At 66.0% G+C, this 19,505-nt stretch carries 20 protein-coding genes; 12 read left to right on the plus strand and 8 right to left on the minus strand.

From position 1 onward, the window contains the following. Positions 1-59: 59 nt before the first annotated feature. The 9 genes from ACSFBF_RS27835 to ACSFBF_RS27875 all read left to right on the plus strand — a co-directional run bounded on the left by ACSFBF_RS27835 (position 60) and on the right by ACSFBF_RS27875 (position 7,754). Positions 60-1,328, plus strand: coding sequence for an ABC transporter substrate-binding protein (locus ACSFBF_RS27835; protein ID WP_435472616.1), 1,269 nt, complete (start codon positions 60-62; stop codon positions 1,326-1,328). Positions 1,329-1,344: 16 nt separating this feature from the next. Beyond that, positions 1,345-2,262, plus strand: a complete 918-nt coding sequence (locus ACSFBF_RS27840) for an ABC transporter permease (protein ID WP_435472618.1) — start codon at positions 1,345-1,347, stop codon at positions 2,260-2,262. A gap of 21 nt (positions 2,263-2,283) precedes the next feature. After that, entirely contained in the window at positions 2,284-3,174 is an 891-nt protein-coding gene (locus ACSFBF_RS27845; protein ID WP_435472620.1) for an ABC transporter permease, read from the plus strand. Positions 3,175-3,240: 66 nt separating this feature from the next. Next, on the plus strand, positions 3,241-4,371 hold the full coding sequence (locus tag ACSFBF_RS27850) for a sterol desaturase family protein (RefSeq protein ID WP_435472622.1): 1,131 nt from the start codon (positions 3,241-3,243) through the stop codon (positions 4,369-4,371). Continuing rightward, positions 4,371-5,159: a YaeF family permuted papain-like enzyme gene (locus ACSFBF_RS27855; RefSeq protein ID WP_435472624.1), complete on the plus strand. Its 789-nt coding sequence runs from the start codon at positions 4,371-4,373 to the stop codon at positions 5,157-5,159. The genes ACSFBF_RS27850 and ACSFBF_RS27855 overlap by 1 nt, the downstream gene beginning before the upstream one ends. Further along, positions 5,156-6,394, plus strand: a complete 1,239-nt coding sequence (locus tag ACSFBF_RS27860) for a BaiN/RdsA family NAD(P)/FAD-dependent oxidoreductase (protein ID WP_435472626.1) — start codon at positions 5,156-5,158, stop codon at positions 6,392-6,394. The genes ACSFBF_RS27855 and ACSFBF_RS27860 overlap by 4 nt, the downstream gene beginning before the upstream one ends. A gap of 111 nt (positions 6,395-6,505) precedes the next feature. Further along, positions 6,506-6,718 (plus strand): 30S ribosomal protein S21, encoded by a 213-nt coding sequence (gene rpsU / locus ACSFBF_RS27865; RefSeq protein WP_007833691.1) that lies wholly within the window; start codon positions 6,506-6,508, stop codon positions 6,716-6,718. A 110-nt stretch (positions 6,719-6,828) separates the two neighbouring features. After that, complete coding sequence (locus ACSFBF_RS27870; RefSeq protein ID WP_435460704.1) at positions 6,829-7,278, plus strand: GatB/YqeY domain-containing protein; 450 nt, start codon at positions 6,829-6,831, stop codon at positions 7,276-7,278. After that, a complete protein-coding gene (locus ACSFBF_RS27875; protein ID WP_435472629.1) occupies positions 7,278-7,754 on the plus strand; it encodes an NUDIX domain-containing protein in 477 nt (158 codons plus the stop codon). Before ACSFBF_RS27870 ends, ACSFBF_RS27875 begins: the two co-directional genes overlap by 1 nt. Before the next feature lie 7 nt (positions 7,755-7,761). Here the strand turns inward: ACSFBF_RS27875 and ACSFBF_RS27880 are convergent, their stop codons facing one another. Continuing rightward, positions 7,762-8,517, minus strand: coding sequence for a sulfite exporter TauE/SafE family protein (locus ACSFBF_RS27880; RefSeq protein WP_435472631.1), 756 nt, complete (start codon positions 8,515-8,517; stop codon positions 7,762-7,764). A gap of 102 nt (positions 8,518-8,619) precedes the next feature. Between ACSFBF_RS27880 and ACSFBF_RS27885 the strand changes: the two genes are divergently transcribed. Continuing rightward, entirely contained in the window at positions 8,620-9,525 is a 906-nt protein-coding gene (locus tag ACSFBF_RS27885; protein ID WP_435472633.1) for a LysR family transcriptional regulator, read from the plus strand. Here the strand turns inward: ACSFBF_RS27885 and ACSFBF_RS27890 are convergent. From ACSFBF_RS27890 to ACSFBF_RS27910, 5 genes are read right to left on the minus strand one after another with little or no spacing between them, the layout of a single operon-like run. Then, the gene (locus ACSFBF_RS27890) at positions 9,512-10,564 is read right to left on the minus strand and encodes an NAD(P)-dependent alcohol dehydrogenase (protein ID WP_435472635.1); all 1,053 of its coding nucleotides are present in this window, start codon (positions 10,562-10,564) and stop codon (positions 9,512-9,514) included. The two genes, ACSFBF_RS27885 and ACSFBF_RS27890, sit on opposite strands and share 14 nt — an antisense overlap. 37 nt (positions 10,565-10,601) lie before the next feature. Then, positions 10,602-11,705, minus strand: a complete 1,104-nt coding sequence (locus tag ACSFBF_RS27895; protein WP_435472637.1) for an ABC transporter ATP-binding protein — start codon at positions 11,703-11,705, stop codon at positions 10,602-10,604. A 32-nt stretch (positions 11,706-11,737) separates the two neighbouring features. Further along, positions 11,738-12,550 (minus strand): carbohydrate ABC transporter permease, encoded by an 813-nt coding sequence (locus ACSFBF_RS27900; RefSeq protein WP_435472814.1) that lies wholly within the window; start codon positions 12,548-12,550, stop codon positions 11,738-11,740. Positions 12,551-12,576: 26 nt separating this feature from the next. After that, the gene (locus ACSFBF_RS27905; RefSeq protein ID WP_435472639.1) at positions 12,577-13,461 is read right to left on the minus strand and encodes a carbohydrate ABC transporter permease; all 885 of its coding nucleotides are present in this window, start codon (positions 13,459-13,461) and stop codon (positions 12,577-12,579) included. Beyond that, entirely contained in the window at positions 13,461-14,741 is a 1,281-nt protein-coding gene (locus ACSFBF_RS27910; RefSeq protein WP_435472641.1) for an ABC transporter substrate-binding protein, read from the minus strand. Before ACSFBF_RS27910 ends, ACSFBF_RS27905 begins: the two co-directional genes overlap by 1 nt. Positions 14,742-14,979: 238 nt before the next feature. Between ACSFBF_RS27910 and ACSFBF_RS27915 the strand changes: the two genes are divergently transcribed. Together ACSFBF_RS27915 and ACSFBF_RS27920 are read left to right on the plus strand one after the other, a co-directional pair. Next, entirely contained in the window at positions 14,980-15,843 is an 864-nt protein-coding gene (locus ACSFBF_RS27915) for an alpha/beta fold hydrolase (RefSeq protein WP_435472643.1), read from the plus strand. 15 nt (positions 15,844-15,858) lie between these two features. Continuing rightward, positions 15,859-17,094 (plus strand): MFS transporter, encoded by a 1,236-nt coding sequence (locus ACSFBF_RS27920; RefSeq protein ID WP_435472645.1) that lies wholly within the window; start codon positions 15,859-15,861, stop codon positions 17,092-17,094. 6 nt (positions 17,095-17,100) lie between these two features. Here the strand turns inward: ACSFBF_RS27920 and ACSFBF_RS27925 are convergent, their stop codons facing one another. Both ACSFBF_RS27925 and pmbA read right to left on the minus strand, forming a co-directional pair. Further along, entirely contained in the window at positions 17,101-18,048 is a 948-nt protein-coding gene (locus ACSFBF_RS27925) for a helix-turn-helix domain-containing protein (protein WP_435472647.1), read from the minus strand. A gap of 38 nt (positions 18,049-18,086) precedes the next feature. Then, entirely contained in the window at positions 18,087-19,457 is a 1,371-nt protein-coding gene (gene pmbA / locus ACSFBF_RS27930; protein ID WP_435472648.1) for a metalloprotease PmbA, read from the minus strand. Positions 19,458-19,505 lie beyond the last annotated feature (48 nt).

The raw sequence follows: 19,505 nt of genomic DNA on the forward strand, positions 1-19,505 counted from the left end.
ACCCGCCTCTCTTTTTCTCGCGTTCGTTTCTTTCCACTTTTTTCTCTGGAGACTCAGCCATGACCGATCCCATCGACTCGTCCAACGGCGTCAAGCGCCGCACCCTCCTGCAAGGCACGGCCGGCATCCTGGCCACGGGCATCGCGCCCTTCGTGCATGCGCAGGAAAAGATCGTGCTGCGCTACCTCGGCACCGCGGTGAACCAGGACAAGGCGATTGCCGAGAAGTTCAAGGCCGACACCGGTATCGAGATTCAGTACGTGGCCGTGACCACCGACGACGTGACCAAGCGCGCCGTGACCGCCCCCAACAGCTTCGACCTGATCGACACCGAGTTCTTCTCGCTCAAGAAGATCGTGCCGACCGGCAACCTGAAGGGCATCGACACCAAGCGCGTGAAGAACGCCGACAAGATCACCTCGCTCTTCACCAAGGGCGAAGTGGCCGGCAAGAAGGTCGGCAACCAGGGCACGGCGCCGGTCAAGGTGATCTACCTCGAAGGCGAGAAGAGCAAAGTCTTCGCGAAGTCGGCCACGCAGTTCATGTCGCTCATTCCGACCACCTACAACGCCGACACGCTGGGCATCCGCCCCGACTTGATCAAGCGCCCGATCTCTTCGTGGGCCGAGTTGCTGAACCCCGAGTTCAAGGGCAAGACCGCGATCCTGAACATTCCGTCGATCGGCATCATGGACGCTGCGATGGTGGTGGAAGCCAAGGGCATCCACAAGTACGCCGACAAGGGCAACATGACCAAGGCCGAGATCGACCTGACGATCAAGACCCTGATCGAGGCCAAGAAGGCCGGCCAGTTCCGCGCGCTGTGGAAAGACTTCAACGAGTCGGTGAACCTCATGGCCTCTGGCGAGGTCGTGATCCAGTCGATGTGGTCGCCCGCGGTCACGGCCGTACGCAGCAAGGGCATCGACTGCACCTTCCAGCCGCTCAAGGAAGGCTATCGCGCCTGGGCCTCGGGCTTCGGCCTGCCGGCCACGCTCTCGGGCAAGAAGCTCGACGGTGCTTATGAGTTCATCAACTGGTTCCTCGACGGCTGGGCCGGCGCGTACCTCAACCGCCAGGGCTACTACAGCGCCGTGCTCGACACCGCCAAGACCAAGATGGAAGCCTACGAGTGGGCCTACTGGATGGAAGGCAAGCCCGCCGCGCAGGACATCAAGAGCCCGCAGGGCGATGTGATCGCCAAGGCCGGCTCGGTGCGCGACGGCGGCAGCTACGAACAGCGCATGGGCGGCATCGCCTGCTGGAACGCGGTGATGGACGAGAACGAGTACATGGTGCGCAAGTGGAACGAGTTCGTCGCGGCCTGACCTTCGACCTGAGCCTGTGAGCGCTCCCTCGACCAGCGCGTCCGTCGCCACCACGCCCATCCACGCCGTCAAGGCGTGGTGGCAGGCGGCGCCATTCGCGCTGGTGTTTCTGCTGTTCTTTTTGATTCCGCTGGCGCTGGTCGCGATGGTCAGCCTGTGGAACTTCAACGAATACGAGCTGATCCCTGCGGTCACGCTGCGCAACTACCTGAGCCTGTTCGAGGGCTGCTCGCGCCTCACCGACAACGGTGACCTGTGCGTCACGCTCAACACCTACCTGAGCACGTTCAAGTTCTGCGTGCTGGTGTGGGGCATCACGCTGTTGATCGGCTTTTCGGTTGCGTACTTCCTGGCGTTCCACGTGCGCTCCTCGACCATGCAGACGGTGCTGTTCGTGCTGTGCACCGTGCCCTTCTGGACCTCGAACGTGATCCGCATGATCTCGTGGGTGCCGCTGCTGGGACGCAACGGGCTGGTCAACCAGGCGCTCATGGGCATGGGCCTCGTGAACCAGCCTGTGGAGTGGCTGCTGTTCTCCGACTTTTCGGTGGTGCTGGCCTTCGTGCACCTCTACACGATGTTCATGATCGTGCCGATCTTCAACAGCATGATGCGCATCGACCGCTCGCTGCTCGAAGCAGCCAGCGACGCCGGCGCCTCGGGCTGGCAGACGCTCTGGAACGTGGTGGTGCCGCTGTCGCGGACGGGCATCCTGATCGGTTCGATCTTCGTCATCACCATCGTCATGGGCGACTTCGTCACCATCGGCGTGATGGGCGGCCAGCAGATCGCCTCGATCGGCAAGATCATCCAGGTGCAGACCTCGTACCTGCAGTTTCCGCTGGCTGCTGCCAACGCGATGATCTTGTTGGCGGTGGTACTGATGATCATCTGGGGGCTGACCCGGCTGGTCGACATTCGCAAGGAGCTCTAGGGTGAACTTGGAGCAACACAAATGAGCCAACGCATCGGCGAACAACGCAGCCCTGGTTTCTGGCCTCTCGCCACGGTATTCGCCCTGTTCGTGCTGTTCCTCTACGGCCCGATGATCACGATCTTCGTGCTGAGCTTCCAGGGCCCCGAGGGCGGCCTCACCTTCCCCCTGCGCGGCGTTTCGCTGCACTGGTTCTACAAGCTGGCCGAGGGGTTGGGCACCGTCGACATCGGCGCAGCCTTCAGACGTTCGCTCGCGCTGGGCGCGGTGGTGATGGCCTTCACCGTCGTGCTGTCGGTGCTGGCAGGCCTGGCATTCCGCAAGAAGCTCGCCGGCAGCAACGCCCTGTTCTTCGTCACGGTGGCCAGCCTCATCATGCCGTCGATCATCATTTCGCTGGGCATCGGCCTGCAGTTCCGGCTGATCGATACCGGCATCAAGAGCATGCTGACGGCAATGGACGCGACCACGCTGCTCGAAGGCTATGGCACCGCGCTCGGCCTGTTCAGCTCCGCCCTTGGCGCGCACCTGACCTGGACGCTGCCCTTCGGCCTGCTCATCATGTTCGCGGTGTTCAACCGCTTCAACCCCGCCTACGAGGAAGCCGCTCGCGACCTCGGCGCCACGCCGTGGCAGACCTTCCGCTTCGTGGTGCTGCCACTGATCGGCCCTTCGATCGTGGGCATCGGCATGTTCGGCTTCACGCTGTCGTGGGACGAGATCGCCCGCACCTCGCAGGCCATTGGCGACGTCAACACGCTGCCGCTCGAACTGCAAGGGCTGACGTCGACCGTGACCACGCCGTCGATTTATGCGCTGGGTACGGTGACCACCGTCGTGTCGCTGCTCGTGATGGCAGCGGCGCTGGGCTCGGCCGCGCTGCTGCGCCGCAGGGCGGTGCGGCCCAGGTGAGCTTTTTCCTACAGCCACCTCTAAAATCGCGCTCCAACACAAAGTACAAGCGAGAGAGGTGGGCACATGCTGGACATCGACAAACTCAACGAATTCACTCATAACCACGGCGAACTGCGCCGAGGCCAAGGACTGGTCACAGGCACCATCGCGCTGAGCCTGGCCATCCTGTGCTTCCTGGGTGTGCTGGCCTTTCACTTCCCGCAGTACCTCACCACGCCCGAGCTGCGCAAGAGCTACAACGTCGACGTGATGAGGTTCATCCTGCTGGCGGCGCTGGTCATCGCGGGTGGGCTGTCGCTGGTCAACATCATCTTCAACCGCTCGCGTTGGCTCTCCTCCGCCGCGTTCCTGCTGGTGGTGGCGTCGGCGCTGCTGGGCGGGCACAAGGTGCCGGTGCACGACTTCGCGGACAACACGCCGTACATCGGGCTTGACTGGTTCATCCTCGACCTGCTGGGCTCGTCGCTGATCTTCATCTTCATCGAGAAGCTCTTCGCGCTGCGCAAAGACCAGCCCGTGTTCCGCGAAGAGTGGCAGACCGACTTCCACCACTTCGTGGTCAACCACATGATCGTGGGCTTCGTGCTGCTGGCCACCAACCTGATGGTGCACAAGCTCTTCGGCTGGGCCGCCAACGACGGCATTCGCGGCTGGGTGGGCAACCTGCCGTTCTGGGCCGGGCTGCTGCTGATCGTTCTGGTGGCTGACCTCGTGCAGTACTGGACGCATCGCGCCTACCACGAGGTGCCGGTGCTGTGGCGCCTGCACGCGGTGCATCACAGCGTGAAGAGCATGGACTGGATGGCCGGCTCGCGCCAGCACATCCTGGAGCTGCTGATCACGCGCACGCTGGTGCTCGCCCCCATCTATGTGCTGGGCTTCAGCAAGGACGTGATCGACGCCTACATCGTGGTGGTCGGCTTCCAGGCGGTGTTCAACCACTGCAACGTGAGCGTGCGGCTCGGTCCGCTGCGCTACCTGATCGTGACGCCCAACTTCCACCACTGGCACCACAGCCAGGACCAGGAAGCACTCGACAAGAACTACGCGGCGCACTACGCCTTTCTCGACTACATCTTCGGCACCGCGGTGAAGAGCACCAAGCTCTGGCCCGAAAAATACGGTGTGCTGGGCGACTACGTGCCCAACGGCTTTTTCAAGCAGCTGAAGTTTCCGTTCGTCTGGAAGGGCTGATGCGGGCCGCGTTCAAGACCGCCGCGGTCGTCGTTGCCGCGGGCACTGCCCTGCTGCTCACGGCCTGCGCCACCCGCATCGACCTGCCGACCAAAGAGGCCGGGCTGCGCCTGCGGGTGCAGAGCTCGGTCATCGCGCCTGGCAATGGCGGCGAGCTCATCGCGGCCGACGCGCTGGAGCCGGGCGACATCCTGCTGACCTCCATCGCCACGGTGAACTCCTTCGGCATCCGGCTGGGCACTTTCTCGCCGGTGAGCCATGCGGTGCTGTACCTCGGCGACGGCCAGATCGCCGAAGCCGTGGGCACCGGCGTGCGCGCGCGGCCGCTGGCCGAACTGGTCGATGAAGAGCAGATGGTGGTGGCCTTTCGCGTGCCGGGCGTCGACGAAGCCGGTGCCGGGCGCATGCGCGAATGGGCGCTGTCGCAGGTTGGCGCGCGCTACAACACCGTGGGCGTGCTGCTGAACGCGCCTTTCGTGCTCAACCGGCGCCTGTGCGAACTGCCGCTGGTGCCGGGCGCAGTCAGCAACTACTGCGTGAGCGGCATGGCGATAGTGCAGCTGGGCGCAAGCCGCGACGACCAGTTCTTCTGCTCGCAGTTCGTGCTCGAGGCCTACAAACGGGCTGGCCTGCCGATCACCAGCGCCGACCCGCGCTGGGTGAGCCCGTCCGACCTGCTGCACATGCGCGAGGGCGATGTGCCCTCCATTGCCGCCACGCAGCCGCTGCGCTACGTGGGCCACCTGAAATACAACCCGCCGCCGCTGCTCGCGGCAGATGGCCCTTGAGCGCGGCCGCTTCATCGCGCTTCGACGTCGTCGTGATCGGCGCCGGGGCCGCCGGGCTGTTCTGCGCCGGCTTGGCGGGCCAGCGCGGGCTCAAGGTACTGGTGGTGGATCACAGCGAAAAGGTGGGCGAGAAGATTCGTATCTCGGGCGGCGGGCGCGCCAATTTCACGAATCGCGACCTCGACGTGCGCGCGCCGCAGCGCCACTTCATCGGCGACAACCCTAATTTCTGCCGCTCGGCGCTGTCGCGCTATGCGCCGCAGCAGTTCATCGAGCTGGTGCAGAAGCACGGCATTGCCTTCCACGAGAAGCACAAGGGGCAGCTGTTCTGCGATGGCTCGTCGCAGCAGATCGTCGACATGCTGCTGGCGGAATGCGCGGCCGGCGGGGTCGAGCGCTGGCAGCCGTGCAAGGTCGGGAAGATTGCATTTTCTGACGCTGATGCCGATGGATCGGGCGATGGCAGCTATCAAATCGAGAGCGATCGCGGCCTTATCGAGACACCGAAGATCGTGGTCGCCACCGGTGGCCTGTCGATCCCGCAGATAGGCGCCAGCGACTTCGGCTACCGCCTTGCCGAGCAATTCGGTCTGCGCCTGGTCACGCCCCGTCCGGCGCTGGTGCCGCTGACCTTCGGCGGCGAAGGCTGGGCGCCGTATGCCGAGCTGGCCGGCCTGGCGCTGCCGGTGCGCATCGAGACCGGGGCGAAGAAGGAAAAGATGGCTTTCCTCGAAGACCTGCTCTTCACCCACCGGGGCCTGTCGGGGCCGGCGGTGCTGCAGATTTCGAGCTACTGGAAACCCGGCACCCCGCTCACGCTGGATTTCGCGCCCGGCGTGAATGTGGCGGAGGCGCTGGGCGAAGCCAAGCTTCGCTCGAAAAAGCGCATCGCCAACGAACTGGCTGCTCTGGTGCCCTCCCGGCTGGCAGACGCCTGGGTCGGACAGGATCCGGCGCTGCAACGGCCGGTCAACGAAGCCGCCGACAAGGCGCTGGCGGCCCTGTCGGAGCGCATCGCCCGCTGGCAGATCACCCCCAGCGGAACCGAAGGTTACAAAAAAGCCGAGGTGACGGCCGGCGGCGTCGACACCCGCGACCTGTCGTCCCAGACCATGGAATCGAAGCAACCGGGCCTGTATTTCATCGGCGAAGTGGTCGATGTGACCGGCTGGTTGGGCGGATACAACTTCCAATGGGCCTGGGCGAGCGCCCATGCGTGCGCAACCGCGCTATAATCGCGGGCTAACTCTTGGCCTCCCCTCAACGGCCGCAAAAAGTTTTCAGTTGAGGAACCCCGGCTTGGGGCCTCGATCTCTCCAAGCCAAATTCATTTCAACGATTCATCAATGACCACCATCCGCGTTAAAGAAAACGAGCCCTTCGACGTCGCACTGCGCCGTTTCAAGCGCACCATCGAAAAGCTCGGCCTACTGACCGACCTGCGCGCCCGCGAGTTCTACGAAAAGCCGACCGCCGAGCGCAAGCGCAAGAAGGCCGCCGCGGTTAAGCGCCACTACAAGCGCGTGCGCAGCATGCAGCTGCCCAAGAAGCTGTACTAAGCAACACCCAGGGCGGCCGGCTCCAGACGAAAGTCAGCACCGCCGCCCAGTTGCCTCAGCCGCGCCAGGGAAACCTGCCGCGGCTTTTGTTTTTTCCGAAAGGTTGCCGAATGACTCTCAAAGAACAAATCACCGAAGACATGAAGACGGCGATGCGCGCCAAGGACTCCGAGCGCCTGGCCACCATCCGCCTGCTGCTCGCGGCCCTGAAACAGAAGGAAGTCGACGAGCGCGTGGAGCTCGACGACGCCATGGTCGTCGCCATCGTCGACAAGATGGTCAAGCAGCGCAAGGACTCGATCGCCGCCTTCACCACCGGTGGCCGCCCCGATCTGGCCGACAAGGAAGCTGCCGAGATCAAGGTGCTGGAGGCCTACCTGCCCCAGCGCATGAGCGCCGATGAAACGGTGGCCGCGGTGAAGGCCATCGTGGCCGAACTGGGCGCCAGCGGCCCCGGCGACATGGGCAAGGTGATGGGCGTGGTCAAGACCCGCCTTGCCGGCAAGGCCGACATGGGCCAGGTCAGTGCAGCGGTCAAGGCCGCTCTGACGGGCGCCTGATGATGAACAACACCGGCAGCCCCTCCGCCACGATCCCCAAGGCCTGCGCCTGCATGGTTGACGCGCGGGGCCGGCTGCTGGTGTTCCGCCATCCCGAGGATGGCAACATGCAGCTGCCCAAGGGCACCATCGAGCCCGGCGAATCGCCTGAAGTGGCGGTGCGCCGCGAACTGCTCGAAGAATCGGGCCTCGACTACACCGGCCCGCTGCAATCGCTGGGGACGCTGCACCGCGAATGCGAAGCCGGCGTCGAAGGCAACACGCACCGCCACCCGCAGCTGTGGCATCTGTTCCTGATGCGTGCCGAGGGTGCCCTGCCCGAAACCTTCACGCACATGGCCACGGGCAGTCCTGAAGAAGAAGGCCTTGTGTTCGCGTTCCGCTGGCTCGAAGCCGGCGACGCACTCGACGACTTCGCCCTGCCCTACCGCCAGACCATCGAACGCGTGCGCGCTGCCCTGCTGCTGGCAGCCTGACTTCGGCTCACAGCCCGGCGCGCGCGGCCATGTACAGGCCCAGCAGCGCCAGCCCGATCAGGAAGCAGCGCTTGAACACCGCCACCGACAGCCGCCGCCGCAGCCAGGTCCCGAGCACCATGCCGCCGATGGCCGGCACCAGCATCGCGACGGATCCACCCATCGCCGACATCGGATAACCCCCGTTCCCGGCCAGCCCGATGGCCAGCACCACGGTCGAGGTGGTGAACGAGATTCCCATCGCCTGGATCAGCGAATCGCGCTGGAACCCCAGCGCCTGCAGGTACGGCACCGCCGGCACCGCGAACACCCCGGTCACAGCCGTCACAAGCCCCGTGACGATGCCCACCAGCGGCCCCACCCAGCGCGCCTGCGCATCGCTCACGTGAAGCTGCCGCCCGGTCAGCCCCCAGACCGCGTAGACAACCAGCGCCACCCCGAGCGCGAACGAAGCCCAGGCCCCCGCCGGCACGCCCAGCCATAGCGCCCCGCCCAGCGTGCCGATCACGACGCCCACCTGCATGCTGCCGATGCGCCGCAGCACCGGCATGAAGGTCGCGCGCGGTCCGGTCTGCCAGATGTTGGTGACGAGCGACGGCACGATAAGCAGCGCGGCCGCCTGCACCGGCGACATCCACAGCGCGAGCAGCGCCATCGACACCGTCGGCAGCCCGAGGCCGACCACGCCCTTGATCACCCCGGCCAGCAGGTACACCGCCGCAGCAGCGGCCCAGAAACTCGTTGTGTCGATCGAATGCGTCATCGGGACACGACTCTGCCGACGAAGCCGGCCTCTGGAAATCGGGCATTTGCAGAGGTAGCCTCAGGCTGTGGCTGAGGCTCCTGGTGCACACTCCGCCGAACCATGCGATTCGATCTCACCGACCTGCGGCTCTTCATCAATGTCGTCGAAGCCGGCAGCCTCACCGGCGGCGCCGGGCGCTCGCACATGACGCTGGCCTCCGCCAGCCAGCGCGTGCGCGGCATGGAAGACGCCCTCGGCACCCCGCTGCTCACCCGCCATGCGCAGGGGGTGCGCCCCACCGAGGCCGGCCGCACGCTGCTGCACCATGCGCGCGTCGTGCTGCAGCAGATGGAGCGGCTGCGCGGCGAGCTCGGCGAGTACGGCCAGGGCCTCAAGGGCCATGTGCGCTTCATGTGCGGCACCTCGGCGCTGACCGAGCACCTGCCCGAGGTGCTGAGCCGCTTTCTCGCCGAACATCCGCGCATATCGGTCGACCTGGAGGAACGCCCCAGCCCCGACACGGTGGACGCGCTGCGCGCCGGCCTGTGCGACATCGGCATCGTCTCGGATGCCATCGACAGCGAAGGCCTCGAATGCCACCCCTTCCGCCGCGACGACCTCGTGCTCGTGATGCCGCGCGGCCACGCCCTGGCCGGGCGTCGGCGCCTACGGCTGGCCGACGTAGTCGACAGCGAATTCGTCGGCCTGCCCGCGGACAGCGCGCTGCAGTTGCTGATCACCCAGCATGTGCGTGCGCTCGGCAAGCACTTGGCCTACCGGGTGCGCGTGCGCAACTTCGAGGCCGTGTGCCGCATGGTGGAGTACGGCATCGGCGTCGGCATCGTGCCGCAGACCGCGGCCGAACGTTGCGCCCGTTCGATGAAGATCGCGCGCGCCTCGCTCGCCGACAAATGGGCCGAGCGCACGCTGATGGCCTGCGTGCGCTCGTCGGAAGACCTGCCGCTCAATGCCCGGCGCATGCTCGAGCACCTGATCGCGCCTCCGGAAGAAGCTACGAAGAAGTGACGGGCTCCGCAAACTCGATCTGGATCTTCACGTCGGTCGCACGCCCCGCGGCTGCTTCTTCGAAGGCCTCGACGCCGTCCTCGAACGCGAAGGTGCGCGAGATGAAGGGCTTCACGTCGACCTGCCCCGATGCGATCAGCGCCAGCGCGCGCGGGAAGATGTTGGCGTAGCGGAACACCGACTCGATGCGCGCCTCCTTCGCCTGGATCGCGACGATGTCGAAAGCCACCTTGCCAGCGGGTATGCCCACCATCACGAGGCAGCCGCCGGGGCACAGCAGCTCGAAGATGTCGTCGAAGGCGCGCGCGCTGCCGCTGGCCTCGAACACCACGTTGGCGCCCCAGCCGTCGGTCAGCGCCTTCACGGTGTCCGCGAGTTTTGCCTCGCGCACATTGACAGTGGTGACGGCCGGGTTGCTTGCGAACAGCGCTAGCTTTTCCGGCACGAGGTCCGCAAGAATCACGCGCGCCGCGCCACCCGCGAGCGCGGCCAGCGCCGTCATCGCGCCGATGGTGCCCGCACCGATGACCACCGCCACGTCGCCCGGCTTCAGCGCTGCCTTCTTCGCGGCCTGCAGACCGATGGCCAGCGGCTCGACGATGGCGCCTTCGCCAAAGCTCACGTTGTCGGGCAGGCGGAAGGTAAAGGCCGCCGGATGCACCACGAACGGCGTGAGGCAACCGTGGATCGGCGGCGTGGCCCAGAAGCGCACGGCCGGGTCGAGGTTGTAGATGCCTTCGAGCGTGGCGCGCGAATCCATCTGCGGGATGCCGGGCTCCATGCACACGCGGTCGCCGGGCTTCAGGTGCGTGACTTCCGCCCCTACCTCGACCACCACGCCCGAGGCCTCGTGGCCCAGGATCATCGGCTGGTCCACCACGTAGGGGCCGATGCCGCCGTGCTGGTAGTAGTGGACGTCACTGCCGCACACGCCCACGGTGTGCATGCGGATCTTCACGTCGCGCGGTCCCATGTCCAGGGGAAGGTCGACGTCGCGCAGCCTGAGCTCGTGCGCTTTTTCCAGAACCAGTGCTTTCATTTCTTTTCGTCCTTGAAGGGTGTTGGGGGGCTGTGCGTCAATGCAAAGAGGTGTCGGCGCGCAGCAGCGAGGCGCCCGTGTCGATGTCGAACAGGTGCACCTGCAACGGGTCGGCCACGAAGCGCACCGCGTCGCGTAGCCGCGGACACTGGGCCGAGGGCATCAGCGCGGCGATTTCACTCTCGCCCTGGCCGAAGCTCACCAGCACCTCGTTGCCGAGGTACTCGATGAGCTGCACCTCACCGGCAAAGCCACCGTCGCGGCCGCCTTGCGTGTCGGCTTGCAGGTGCGCGGGGCGCACGCCCAGCGTCACGCGCTCGCGGCCTTCGAGCGCGAAGCGGCGCGCGTCCACGCGCACCGTGCCCTCGCGGCCCGCCAGCTCGAAGCAGCCGCCGGCATCTCGCACCATCATCTCGACCAGGTTCATCGGCGGCGTGCCGATGAAGCCGGCCACGAAGGCCGAGCGCGGCCGCTCGAAGATCTCGCGCGGCGAACCGACCTGCTCGATGCGCCCGTCGCGCAGCAGCACGATGCGGTCGGCCAGCGTCATGGCCTCGTGCTGGTCGTGCGTGACGTACACGGTGGTGGTCTTCAGCGCCTGGTGCAGCCGGGCGATCTCGATGCGCATGTGGTTGCGCAGCTTGGCGTCAAGGTTCGACAACGGCTCGTCGAACAGGAACACCTTGGGCGTCTTGATCATGGCGCGCGCAATAGCCACGCGCTGCTGCTGGCCGCCCGACAGCTCGGTGGGCCTGCGCTGCAGGTAGCGCTCCAGCCCCAGCGTGTCCGACACCTCCTTGATGCGCGCATCGATCTCGGCCTTGGGCACCTTCAGGCGCTTGAGGCCGAACGCGATGTTGTCGCGCACGCTCATGTGCGGATAGAGCGCGTAGTTCTGGAACACCATGGCAATGCCGCGCTCCTGCGGCGGCAGGTCGTTCACGCGCTGGCCGCCGATCAGCAGGTCGCCGTCGGAAATATCTTCCAAGCCTGCGAGCATGCGCAGGATGGTCGACTTGCCGCAACCCGAGGGGCCGAGGAACACGACGAACTCGTTGTCGGACACGTCGAGGTCGAACTGGTGCACGACCTGCGTGTCGCCGTAGCGCTTGATGATGTTGTGACAGCTGATTGCGGACATGTTGTTCTTCGAGGGAAAAGAAATGATCTGGCTCATGCGGCATCGCGCTTGCGCTTGAAGGCGGCGTTGAGAAAACCGCTAAGTACGCCGACCATGAGCAGCGGCGGCAGCGACAGCAAGATGACCGAGGCGTTCAAGATGCCCCACGGCACGTCGCGCCCCAGCTGGCTCAGCTCCGACGCGACGATGGGCAGCGTCTTCGCATCCGACGTGGTGAGCATCAGCGCAATGAGAAACTCGTTCCACACCAGCACGAAGCCGAAGGCGATGGCGCCGACCAGCGAGCGCGCGGCAATCGGCAGCGCAACCTTGAAGAAGATCGCGTAGGGGCCGTAGCCGTCGACGCGGCCCGCCTCTTCCACCTCTTTCGGCACTGCTTTGAAGGCGGGTATGGCGAGCCAGATCACGGTCGAGAGCGTGAGCAGCGTGTAGGTGACGATCAGCGCGATGCGCGTGTCGTACAGCTCCAGCTGCAGCCAGATCACCATGAGCGGAATGGCCACAGCCACGGGCGGCAGGAAGCGCATCGACAGCACGAAGAACTGGATGTCGTCCGCCCAGCGCAGCGGATAGCGCGCGAGCGCATAGGCGGCCGGCAGCCCGAGCACCGCGCCAGCGATCACCGCCGCGCCCACCACCACGATGGAGTTGAGCAGCCCCAGCGCCACTGCCTCGCGGCTCAGCACGTAGATGTAGTTCTCCAGCGTGGGCGTGAAGAAAATCTTCGGCACTGCCGAGACGATGTCCACCCGGTTCTTGAACGAGTTGAGAAAGGTCCAGAGCACCGGCACCAGCGCGGAGAGCCCTGCGCCAACCAGCACCAGCCGCGCGAGCAGCGTGCCGATGGAGAGTTTTCTTTTTCTGGAAGCACTCATTTCGGTCGCGTCCATTTCCAGATGTAGGTGAACGCCACGGTCGAGGCGACCATCATCAGCACAGCCATGCTCGACGCATACGAGATACGCCCAGACTCGATGAAGCCCTGCGAGAAGGCGTACATGTCCAGCGTCTCGGTCGAGATGCCGGGGCCGCCGCGCGTCATCACATAGATCAGGTCGAATGCGCGCAGCGACTCGACCATCTTCACGAAAGTCAGGCTGATGAGCGGCGCCTTCAGCATCGGCAACGCGACATACGCGTACACCTCCCACGTCTTCGCATGGTCCATGCGCGCGGCCTCGAAGGGCTGCGGTGGCAGCGTCTCGAGCAGCTTCAGCACGATGACCGCGAAGAACAGCCCCCATTGCCACACGTCCACGAAAGCCACGGTGAGCAGCGCCGTGAGCGGGCTGGCGAGCAAGTCCAGCGGCTCGCCGGTGATCGCCTTGTACGGATACGTCAGCAGCCCGAACAGCGGATGAAAAGCGAACTTCCACACGAAGGCGGCCGACACGCGCGGCAGCAGCACCGGCACGATGAACAGCATCGACAACACGTTGCGCCAACGCGCGGTGGTGCACTGGAACAGCAGCACCCCCAACAGCACCGCGAGCCCCATGGTCGCGCTGACGGTCAGCACCTCCCAGACCAGCGACACGCGCACCGAGTTGAGGAAACGCCGGTCGGAAAAGAGCTGGATGTAGTTCGAGAACCACACCCAGCCTGAATCCGCCTGCCCCAGTTCACGGTCCTGCAGCGAGATGCCGATCGCGAAAAGGGTGGGCACCAGTGCCAGCACCGCCAGCACCAGCAACCCGGGCCCGATGAAGACGAGAGGCAGCCTCGTCGTCTTCTTTTTCTTCTCCCTGAGCGTCATTACTTCTTGCGCCGCGCGATCAGTTGCTTCGCATAGGCGTCGAGTTCATCGAGCCCGGCCTTGATGTCGGTGCGCGAGCCGGTGATCAGTTCTTCGAGAATGATCCCCCACCGGTCGCCGAGATCGGGCCAGGCGGCGTCCTGCCAGAAGTTCACGGCCGTGAGCTTGCCGGTGTCGGCCAGTGCCTTGCCGAGGTCGGCGCCATAGCGCTTGGCGAACTCGGGGCTGCCCAGCACGCTGGTGCGGTTGAGTTCACCGAACTGGCCTTCTGCGAGGCGGCGCTGCTCCTGTTGCTTGGAGGTAGCCCAGGCGATGAACAGGCCCGCGCACTTCTTCGCCTCCTCGGTCTTGTTGGCCTTGGCACCGATGGCCAGCCCGTGGCCGTAGCCGCCACCGGTCAGCGGCGAAGGCGGCGGCAGGTAGGCGACCTTGCCGATCACGGTCGACATCTTGGGGTCGAGCGCATTGCCGGCCAGCGGGGTCGACTCGATCAGCATCGCCACCTTGCCCGCCAGGAAGGCGCCGGTGGCTTCGTCCCAGCCGCCGGTCTTGGTGCCGGGGGCGGAATACTTGAACAGGTCGAGGTAGGTCTGCGTGGCCTTCACCGCGGCGGGCGAATCGAACACGGGCTTGTCGCCATCGAACCACTGGCCGCCGTAGCCGCGGAAGAAAGGCATCCAGCGCCACACATTAGCGCCCGAACCGCGTTGGCCGCGCAAGGCCACGCCGTAGATGCCGTGGGCCGGGTCGTTGAGCTTCTTCGCGGCTTCCACAAACTCGTCGAGCGTGGTGGGCGGCTTGATGCCGGCCTTCTCGAGCAAGTCCTTGCGGTAGACCAGCAGGTCGCCGCCGCCGGTGAGCGGCGCGAACCAGGCCTGGCCGTCGAAGGTCGCGACTTTCTGGCGGCCGGGGTCGAAGTCGGCGTAGTCGTAGTCGGCGGGGTAGTACTTCGCCAGCGGCACGATCCACTTCGACTGGGCGAACAGCGGCACGTTGGCCTCGTCGACGTAGTACACGTTGTACTTGCCGACGGTCGAGGCGTCGGCGCGGGTCTTGGTGCGGCGGTCGTTCTCGTTGAGGTTGTCGATGTTGAACGAGGCGCCGCTCAGGGCCTTGAACTCGTCCTTGTACTTTTCCAGCAGGGTCAGGCCGTCGCGCGGCTGGGACAGCACGCGCACATCGTCCTTGCAGGCCTGCTGCGCCTGCACATGGCCCGCCGCGGCCAATGCCGCCAGCAACAGTGCCCCGGCCTTGATGCCGCGAGTGGTTCGGTTCGTCATCGTTCGTCTCCTGGTCTTGCTTTGTGAAGGGCTTGCGAGAGGGACGAAGCGTATGCAGCCGCGGGCCGGCGCCGCGTACACGTGCGCCGGCTGACTGGTACTTCGATGACCAGCAGGCTTGGGGTTTTGCCGGATGGGGTGGCGCGCGAATCCGCCAGTCAGTTGCAATGTAAAACCAGATAGATAGAATCCGTGTGGTTTTGTTTTGAAACCAAGAATGCCATTTCTGGAATCCACCATGACCCACTACCGCACCGCCACCGTCGACGGCCTGAACATCTTCTACCGCGAGGCGGGAGACCCGGCGCTGCCGACCCTGCTCCTGCTGCACGGCTTTCCGGCCTCCTCCTTCATGTACCGGGAGCTGATCGAGCGGCTGGCCCATCGCTTCCACGTCATCGCGCCGGACTATCCCGGCTTCGGGCACAGCGATGCGCCATCGGTCGTCGAGTTCAGCTACACCTTCGACCACCTCGCCGACATCGTCGAGAAGTTCACCGACCAACTCGGCCTGAAGCGCTACGGCCTCTACATGCAGGACTTCGGCGGCCCGGTGGGATTCCGGCTGGCCAGCCGCCACCCTGAAAAAGTGAGCTTCCTGGTCGTGCAGAACGCCAACGCCTACGAAGAAGGATTGCCGGACGACTTCTGGGGCCTGGCCCGCGAGCTGTGGCGAGACCCGTCGCCGGTCAACTACGCCAGGATCCGCGAAGCCGCCATGTCGGACGCAGCCCTGGAATGGAACTACACCCACGGCGTGAAAGACCCGACGCGCATCGACCCGGACAACTGGCTGCTGCAGCGTGCCCTGCTGGCCCGCCCCGGCAACAAGGACGCGATGGCGGCCCTGCTGCACGACTACGGCAACAACCTCTCACACTACCCGGCCTGGCAGGCCTACTTCCGCAAGCACCAGCCGCCGACCCTGGTCGTGTGGGGCGCCAACGACGTGATCTTTCCGCCGTCGGGCGCGTACCCGTACCAGCGCGATCTGCGGCAGATCGACTTCAAGCTGCTCGACACCGGGCATTTCGCGCTCGAGGAACTGGGCGAAGTGATCGCCGCCCACATCGAGCGCTTCCACGACGCCTTACATGCCTGACGGCAGCACATCGCCATGCAATTGAACATCGATGCGGCCGCGGCCCGGAATGCAGAGGCACGGCCTGCCGCACCACCGATAACGGCCGCGATGGCGCTGCTGTTCGCGGTCGCCTGCGGGCTGGCCGTGGCCAACGTCTACTACGCCCAACCGCTGCTGGACACGCTGGCGGCCACTTTCGGCATCCGCCCCGCCACGGTCGGCATCGTGATCACCATCACCCAGGTCGGCTACGGCCTGGGGCTGCTGCTGGTCGTTCCGCTGGGCGACCTGATCGACCGGCGGCAGCTGATCGTGGGGCAATCGCTGCTGTCGGTGGTCGCACTGCTCTGCGTCGCGCTGGCGCCTAGCGCGGCGATCCTGTTGCCGGCGATGGCCGCCGTGGGCCTGCTGGCTGTCGTCACGCAGGTGCTGGTCGCCTACGCCGCGCTCATGGCGCCGCCGGGCGAGCGCGGCCGTGTGGTCGGCATCGTCACCAGCGGCATCATCGTCGGCATCCTGCTGGCGCGGGCGGTGTCGGGCACGTTGTCGGATCTTGTCGGCTGGCGCTCGGTGTACCTGGTGTCCGCCGCGGCCACGCTGGTTGTCGCCGGCCTGTTGTGGAAGGCGCTTCCCCGGCGCGCACTGCCCTCGGTGCGCATTTCGTACCTGCAGCTGATCCGGTCGGTGTTCACGCTCTTCGCCGAAGAGCCCGTGCTGCGCATCCGCGCGGTGCTCGCCATGCTGATCTTCATGGCCATCACGATGCTGCTGACACCGATGGTGCTGCCGCTCACAGCGCCGCCGTTCTCGCTCTCTCACACCCAGGTGGGCCTGTTCGGCCTGGCGGGCGCGGCCGGCGCCATGGGCGCCGCGCGCGCGGGCCGCCAGGCGGACCGGGGCCGCGCACAGCGCACTACCGGCATCGGGCTGTCGGTGATGCTGCTGTCGTGGGCGCTCATCGCCATGCTGCCGTGGTCCATCTGGGCGATGGTGGTCGGCGTGGTCACGATCGACTTCGGCCTGCAGTCGGTGCATGTCGCCAACCAGAGCCTGATCTACCGCGTGCGCCCGGAAGCCCAGAGCCGCCTGACAGCCGGCTACATGATTTTCTATTCCATCGGCTCCGCCACCGGATCGATCGCCTCGACGATGCTGTACGCACACGGCGGCTGGAACAGCGTCTGCCTGGCCGGGGCCCTCACCAGCGGCCTGGCACTGGCGTTCTGGGCCATGACCCGGCACCTGACGCCGCAGGATGCCAGCCCCTGATGGGGCTCAGGCGGTGGTGACCAGCGGCGTGTTCTGCGCGGTGCGCAGGCCGAAGCGGTCCTGCGCCTGCTGGCGGTAGGCCGAGGGAGTCATGCCCTTGAGCTGCAGGAAGCGCCGGTTGAAGTTCGCGAGGTTCGCGAAGCCCACTTCGTAGCAGATGTCGCTCACCAGCCGGTCGGAGGTCTGCAGCATCTCGCAGGCCTTGGCGATGCGCAGCCGCGTCACGAAGTCGGTGAAGGTGGCGCCCATGTGCTTGTGGAAGTAGCGCGAGAAGCTGCTTTCGGCCATGTTGGCCACGGCGCACACGGCCGGCAGCGACAGCTCTTCGGTCAGGTGCTGGTCGAGGTAGTCGAGCACGCGGCGCATGCGGGTGTTGGCGCTCGGGTCTTCGCCGGCCGGATCGGCGGTGCTGGAAATCTGGCGCCAGTCGGGCCAGCGGGCCAGCTCGTGCAGCAGGCCGATGAACTCCGCGAGTCGGGCCATGCCCTCCTGCGCCTGCACGCGCAGGAAGCGTTCGCGCACCAGCGCATGGATGCCGAAGAACTCGATGCCCAGCCTGGCGCGGTCGAGCATCGGCAGCACCGCCTTCAGCTCGGGAAACAGGTCGGTGCCCTTGCGCAGCGGCTCGTCGCGGAAGTGGATGACCATGCTGCGCTCGGCAATGCCCTCGGGCGGCACGTCGTGCGAAATCCAGGTGTGGGGCAGCCGGGCGCCCACCAGGGCCACGTAGCCGGGCTCGAAGCGGCCGATGTGGTCGCCGACGAAGGCGTCGCCGCTGCTGCGGTTGATGCACTGCAGCTCGTATTCGTCGTGGTAGTGCCAGCAGTCGAAGGGCCAGGGCACGCCGTGCTGCAGGCAGCGCACCGAGCTGCCGCCCGCCGGCTCGAAGCCGAGCCTCGGGTCGCGCAGCAGTTCGTGCTCGAGTTCCGGCTTGCGCGCTGCGTTGTGTCTCATGGATGTACGAGCCTTCGCGCGGTGGCCGGCGGTGCGTCTCAGCTGCCGGCGATCTTCATCCGGTTCACCAGGACCGATCCCGTGGTCTTGGCGCCGAAGGTGTAGGCATCGGCCCCGATGGCTTCGATGCCCATGAGCATGTCTTTCAGGTTGCCGGCGATGGTGATCTCCTGCACCGGGAAGGCGATCTTGCCCTTCTCGACCCAGAAGCCGCTGGCGCCGCGCGAGTAGTCGCCGGTCACGTAGTTCACGCCCTGGCCCATCAGCTCGATCACGAACAGGCCGGTGCCCAGCTTGGCGAGCATGGCGTCGAGGTCGTCGGTGTGCTTGGTGAGGCGCGAGCTCAGCGTCAGGTTGTGCGAGCCGCCGGCGTTGCCGGTGGTCTTCATGCCCAGCTTGCGGGCCGAGTAGGTCGAGAGAAAGTAGCCTTCGAGGCGGCCGGCATCGACCACCTTGCGCGCCCGGGTGGTCACGCCTTCGTCGTCGAAGGGCGAGCTGCCCTTGCCGCGCAGCACGTGCGGGTCTTCGGCCACATTCACATGCTTGGGCAGCACCGGCTTGCCCAGTGAGTCGAGCAGGAAGGTGCTCTTGCGGTACAGCGCCCCGCCGCTCACGGCCTGCACCAGCCCGCCCAGCAGGCCCACGGCCAGCGGCGACTCGAACAGCACCGGGCATTCGGTGGTCTTGATCTTGCGCGACTTCAGGCGGCTGAGCGCCCGTTCGGCGGCATAGCGGCCCACGGCCTGCGGGCTGGCCAGTTCGTCGGCCGCGCGCATGGAGCTGTACCAGGCGTCGCGCTGCATGTTGTCGCCCTTGCCGGCGATGGGCGCCACCGAAATGGAATGCCGCGAGCTGGCGTAGCCACCGCGAAAGCCGTGCGTGTGGGCGCTGAAGAAGTGGCTCTGCTGGGCCGAGACGCCCGCGCCCTCGCTGTTGGTGATGCGCTTGTCGGTCGTCAGGGCCGCTTCTTCGCACTCCAGCGCCAGCTTGGCGGCCTGTTCGCTCGTCACGTCCCAGGGGTGGAACAGATCGAGCTCGGGGTGCACCTTGGCGATGTCTTCTTCGTCCGGCAGGCCGCTGACGGGGTCTTCGGCCGTGAAGCGGGCGATGTCGTAGGCCGCCTGGACCGTCTGGGCAATGGCCGCCTCGGAGAAGTCGGAGGTGCTGGCATTGCCGCGGCGGTGGCCCACGTAGACGGTGATGCCCAGCGACTTGTCGCGGTTGCGTTCGACGTTTTCCAGCTCGCCCTTGCGCACCGACACGCTCAGGCCGCAGCCCTCGGAGGCCTCGGCCCCGGCGTCGGTGGCACCGAGCTTCTTGGCATGCGCCAAGGCGGTGTCGACCAGGTTTTCGAAGAAGGAGCGGCTGTAGGCGAAGCCGGAATCGGCGCGCGAGGAGGATGTCGTCATGTGGTGGCTATGATACTTGCGCCCCCTGTTTCACGTTTTCTCCCCAGC

Source organism: Variovorax nivicola, assembly GCF_051216475.1.
Taxonomy (GTDB): Bacteria; Pseudomonadota; Gammaproteobacteria; order Burkholderiales; family Burkholderiaceae_C; genus Variovorax.

Excerpts from the sequence above, each read along its gene's own strand:
- ACSFBF_RS27835 (WP_435472616.1), top strand. The coding sequence starts at position 60 with ATGACCGATCCCATCGACTCGTCCAACGGCGTCAAGCGCCGCACCCTC.
- ACSFBF_RS27845 (WP_435472620.1), top strand. The coding sequence starts at position 2,284 with ATGAGCCAACGCATCGGCGAACAACGCAGCCCTGGTTTCTGGCCTCTC.
- ACSFBF_RS27850 (WP_435472622.1), top strand. The coding sequence starts at position 3,241 with ATGCTGGACATCGACAAACTCAACGAATTCACTCATAACCACGGCGAA.
- ACSFBF_RS27855 (WP_435472624.1), top strand. The coding sequence starts at position 4,371 with ATGCGGGCCGCGTTCAAGACCGCCGCGGTCGTCGTTGCCGCGGGCACT.
- rpsU (WP_007833691.1), top strand. The coding sequence starts at position 6,506 with ATGACCACCATCCGCGTTAAAGAAAACGAGCCCTTCGACGTCGCACTG.
- ACSFBF_RS27870 (WP_435460704.1), top strand. The coding sequence starts at position 6,829 with ATGACTCTCAAAGAACAAATCACCGAAGACATGAAGACGGCGATGCGC.
- ACSFBF_RS27875 (WP_435472629.1), top strand. The coding sequence starts at position 7,278 with ATGATGAACAACACCGGCAGCCCCTCCGCCACGATCCCCAAGGCCTGC.
- ACSFBF_RS27880 (WP_435472631.1), bottom strand. The coding sequence starts at position 8,517 with ATGACGCATTCGATCGACACAACGAGTTTCTGGGCCGCTGCTGCGGCG.
- ACSFBF_RS27885 (WP_435472633.1), top strand. The coding sequence starts at position 8,620 with ATGCGATTCGATCTCACCGACCTGCGGCTCTTCATCAATGTCGTCGAA.
- ACSFBF_RS27890 (WP_435472635.1), bottom strand. The coding sequence starts at position 10,564 with ATGAAAGCACTGGTTCTGGAAAAAGCGCACGAGCTCAGGCTGCGCGAC.
- ACSFBF_RS27895 (WP_435472637.1), bottom strand. The coding sequence starts at position 11,705 with ATGTCCGCAATCAGCTGTCACAACATCATCAAGCGCTACGGCGACACG.
- ACSFBF_RS27905 (WP_435472639.1), bottom strand. The coding sequence starts at position 13,461 with ATGACGCTCAGGGAGAAGAAAAAGAAGACGACGAGGCTGCCTCTCGTC.
- ACSFBF_RS27910 (WP_435472641.1), bottom strand. The coding sequence starts at position 14,741 with ATGACGAACCGAACCACTCGCGGCATCAAGGCCGGGGCACTGTTGCTG.
- ACSFBF_RS27915 (WP_435472643.1), top strand. The coding sequence starts at position 14,980 with ATGACCCACTACCGCACCGCCACCGTCGACGGCCTGAACATCTTCTAC.
- ACSFBF_RS27920 (WP_435472645.1), top strand. The coding sequence starts at position 15,859 with ATGCAATTGAACATCGATGCGGCCGCGGCCCGGAATGCAGAGGCACGG.
- ACSFBF_RS27925 (WP_435472647.1), bottom strand. The coding sequence starts at position 18,048 with ATGAGACACAACGCAGCGCGCAAGCCGGAACTCGAGCACGAACTGCTG.
- pmbA (WP_435472648.1), bottom strand. The coding sequence starts at position 19,457 with ATGACGACATCCTCCTCGCGCGCCGATTCCGGCTTCGCCTACAGCCGC.